Genomic DNA, 3141 nt, shown 5'->3' on the forward strand with positions numbered 1-3141 from the left:
CCCTCTCCCGCAAGCGGGAGAGGGAGTTCGACAGAGGCGGAGAGGGGGCGAGGAGAAGATGGCAACATCGCCACTTCCGCCGCGAGGCGCGCTGCTCCCGAAGAACTCCATGGATCTCCCGTCCTTGCTTTCCCTGGCCGAGATGGCCTGGCCGGTGCTCTTGAAGGGCACCGGCTACACGCTCCTATTCGCGGTGATGGCGATGATCTTCGGCCTGCCGCTCGCGGGACTGATCACGCTGGTGCGCGTGCTGCGCGTGCCGGTCCTGGACACGCTGATGGCGGTCTATGTGAGCGCGATGCGCGGCACGCCGCTGCTGGTGCAGGTGTTCATCGTCTACTACGGCCTCCCGAGCATCGGCATCGAGTTCTCCCCGCTGGTCGCCGGCGTGCTGACGCTCACGCTGAACGTGGCCGCCTACATGAGCGAGACGATGCGCGGCGCCATCGGCGCGGTGGAGCAGGGCCAGTGGCTGGCCGGCACCTCGCTGGGTTTGAGCCGCCATCAGACGCTGCGATTCGTGATCGGGCCGCAGGCGCTGCGCGCGGCGGTGCCCAGCCTGTCCAACAGCCTGATCTCGCTGATCAAGGACACCTCGCTGGTGTCAGTGATCGCGGTCACCGAGCTGATGCTGGCTACCAAGGAACTGATCTCCACCACCTTCCAGCCCTTCCCGCTCTACATGGCGGCCGCGGCGATCTACTGGCTGCTGAGCTTCGCCTTCGAGCAGGTGCAGAAGTGGATGGAGAAACGGATGGCCTATCCGCATTGAGGCTTGGCGCTCACCGCTCACCGCGGCATGCCTTCCGGCACCCCTCGCGGCACGGGCGCGCATCGCCCGGCCCGTGACGCCGAACGCCGATAGTTCCCACCCATGAGCGCCGCCCCGATGACCCATGCCCCTTCGCATCTCTCCACCCACCTGCGCCTGGTCGGCATGGCGGTGCTGTGGGGCGCGTCCTGGCCGTGGGGGCGGGTGCTGGCGCAGGCGATGCCGCCGCTGGCAGCGGCCGCCTGCCGTTTCCTGATCGCCGGCGCGATCCTGATGCTGTGGCTGGCGAGCACCGGCCGCCTGGCCGCGCTGCGCAGCTGGACGGCCTCGCGCTGGGCCGGCATGGTGCTGGCGGCGAGCTTCGGCGTCTTCGGCTACGCGACCTTCTTCATGAGCGGCCTCAAGCATGTGCCGGCCGGCAAGGGCGCGCTGGTGATCACGCTGAACCCGGTGATCACGCTGCTGCTGGCGGCCTGGATCTTCCATGAGCGGTTGAACAAGCGCATCGGCCTGGGCATGGCGCTCGCGGCGGTGGGCGCGGCCGTCGTGATCACGCGCGGCGAGCCTTGGCATGTGCTGGACGGGCGCGTCGGCATCGGCGAGCTGCTGCTGCTGGGCTGCGTCGGCTGCTGGGTGGCCTACACGCTGATCGGTCGCAAGGTGATGGCCGGCGTCGACGCGCTGACCACCACCGCCGTCACCGCCGCGATCGGCGCGGTGATGCTGCTGGCGCTGACGCTGGCCGTCGACGGCACGGCCGGCCTGGCCGGCGTGCTGGCCGCGCCGCGCAACGCGTGGCTGTGCATGGCGGGCATCACCGTCGGCTCGACGGCGCTGGCCTACGCCTGGTACTTCGACGGCGTGAAGGCGCTGGGCGCCGGCGCGGCGGCCGGCTACATCACGCTGGTGCCGGTGTTCGGCGTCGTGTTCTCGGCGCTGTGGCTGGGCGAGGTCGTGGATGCGTCGCTGCTGGTCGGCGGCACGATGGCGATCGCCGGCACCGCGCTGATGAACCTCGGCCGGCGCTGAGCCCCGGGCCGCTTACTTGCGGCCGGCGCCGAGCAGCACCACGCCGCCCAGCGCGATGGCGGCCACGCCGGCCCACATCGGCACGTTGACGCGCTTGGTCTCCTCGACCTTGAGCTCGATGGGGCCGAGCTTGGCGGCGGTGTTCTCCTTCGTGTACGAGAAGCCGCCATAGACCAGTGCGAGCACGCCCGCCGCGATCAGGATCACGCCCACCCAACGAATGCCACCCATGACGTCCTCCAGTCCTTGCGATAGGGATTGACCGGCGGCCGCGTCGCTTCGCGCCCATCCCGCCGGGGTGGCTCATTGGACCTCAAGCCGGCGGCGGCGCAAGTAGGACGGCACCGCATTCTGGCGACGACGCCGGCCCGAGGCCCGGCTCGCGGCACGCGCCCGTGGAGAATGCGTCGATGCGTGTCCTTCGAGTCCTCGTCCTGACGCGGCGCCATCCGTCCGCCATCCTGTTGCTGGTGCAGTTGCTGGGACTGCTGCTGTATCCGCTGATCGAGTCCAGCCGCGCCGCGCCGCTGGCGCTCAGCGCCTTCGGCATCGTGGTGCTGGTCTTCACGACGCGCATGGTGCGCAGCACGCCGGGGCTGACCTGGCTGAGCGTGACCATCGCGCTGCCGGCGATCGCGCTGCTGCTGCTGCAGGCGTTCCGGGGCATGGACCAGCTGCTGCCGTGGTCCGCCGCGCTGGAGGCGCTGTTCTACTTCTATGCCGCGGCCAGCCTGATCGCCTACATGATGAGCGACTGGCATGCGACCACCGACGAGCTCTTCGCCGCCGGCGCCACCTTCACGCTGCTGGCCTGGGGCTTCGCCCATCTGTTCGTCGTGGTGCAGGCGCTGTATCCGGGCAGCTTCTCGGCGGCGGTGGATCCGCAGTCGCCGCGCACCTGGACCGAACTGATGTTCCTGAGCTTCGCGCTGCTGTCCAGCACCGGCATCGGCGACGTGATCCCGGTCAAGCCGCTGGCGCGCGCGGTCACGACGGTCGAGATGTTCGTCGGCGTCATGTACCTGGCGGCCGTCGTGTCGCGGCTGATCGGGCTGACGCTGATCCGGCGCCGCGAGCTGTCCGACCTCGACTGACGATCGCGGCCGCGGCTCAGCGCAGCGCCGCGGTCGTCGTCGCCTAACGCTTGGCCGGCGGCACGTCGCCGCGCGGCAGTGGATCGGCGCCGGGGGCCTCGGGTGCGCGCGTCGTCAGGTCCTTGGCCCAGGCGAAGCCCTTCTTCGCGACGCCCATGGCCTGGTTGGCGGCCTCGGCGGTGGTGCTGCGGACCTGCTCGGCGCTGGGCAGCCGTTCCTGCGTCCACTGGGCGGCCTTGCGCGCCG

The 3141-nt window shown here is 70.4% G+C and carries 5 protein-coding genes; 3 read left to right on the plus strand and 2 right to left on the minus strand.

The window, feature by feature from the left end:
- Positions 1–109 precede the first annotated feature (109 nt).
- Both FUT87_RS17000 and FUT87_RS17005 read left to right on the plus strand, forming a co-directional pair.
- Positions 110–772: an amino acid ABC transporter permease gene (locus FUT87_RS17000; protein WP_091721452.1), complete on the plus strand. Its 663-nt coding sequence runs from the start codon at positions 110–112 to the stop codon at positions 770–772.
- A 102-nt stretch (positions 773–874) separates the two neighbouring features.
- Positions 875–1801 (plus strand): DMT family transporter, encoded by a 927-nt coding sequence (locus FUT87_RS17005; RefSeq protein ID WP_255511885.1) that lies wholly within the window; start codon positions 875–877, stop codon positions 1799–1801.
- Positions 1802–1813: 12 nt separating this feature from the next.
- Here FUT87_RS17005 and FUT87_RS17010 read toward each other — a convergent pair whose 3' ends face one another.
- Entirely contained in the window at positions 1814–2032 is a 219-nt protein-coding gene (locus FUT87_RS17010) for a hypothetical protein (protein WP_091721456.1), read from the minus strand.
- A gap of 179 nt (positions 2033–2211) precedes the next feature.
- On the opposite strand from FUT87_RS17010, the gene FUT87_RS17015 reads away from it, so the two are divergent.
- Positions 2212–2895: an ion channel gene (locus FUT87_RS17015; RefSeq protein WP_091721459.1), complete on the plus strand. Its 684-nt coding sequence runs from the start codon at positions 2212–2214 to the stop codon at positions 2893–2895.
- A gap of 43 nt (positions 2896–2938) precedes the next feature.
- Here the strand turns inward: FUT87_RS17015 and FUT87_RS28945 are convergent.
- Positions 2939–3141 (minus strand): hypothetical protein (locus tag FUT87_RS28945; protein ID WP_186830584.1); only part of this gene is annotated, 203 nt, incomplete at its 5' end.

It is taken from the genome of Mitsuaria sp. TWR114, from assembly GCF_007997345.1.

What these genes read in the sequence shown, in the direction of transcription:
- FUT87_RS17000 (WP_091721452.1), top strand. Translation starts at nt 110, where the DNA reads ATGGATCTCCCGTCCTTGCTTTCCCTGGCCGAGATGGCCTGGCCGGTG.
- FUT87_RS17005 (WP_255511885.1), top strand. Translation starts at nt 875, where the DNA reads ATGAGCGCCGCCCCGATGACCCATGCCCCTTCGCATCTCTCCACCCAC.
- FUT87_RS17010 (WP_091721456.1), bottom strand. Translation starts at nt 2,032, where the DNA reads ATGGGTGGCATTCGTTGGGTGGGCGTGATCCTGATCGCGGCGGGCGTG.
- FUT87_RS17015 (WP_091721459.1), top strand. Translation starts at nt 2,212, where the DNA reads ATGCGTGTCCTTCGAGTCCTCGTCCTGACGCGGCGCCATCCGTCCGCC.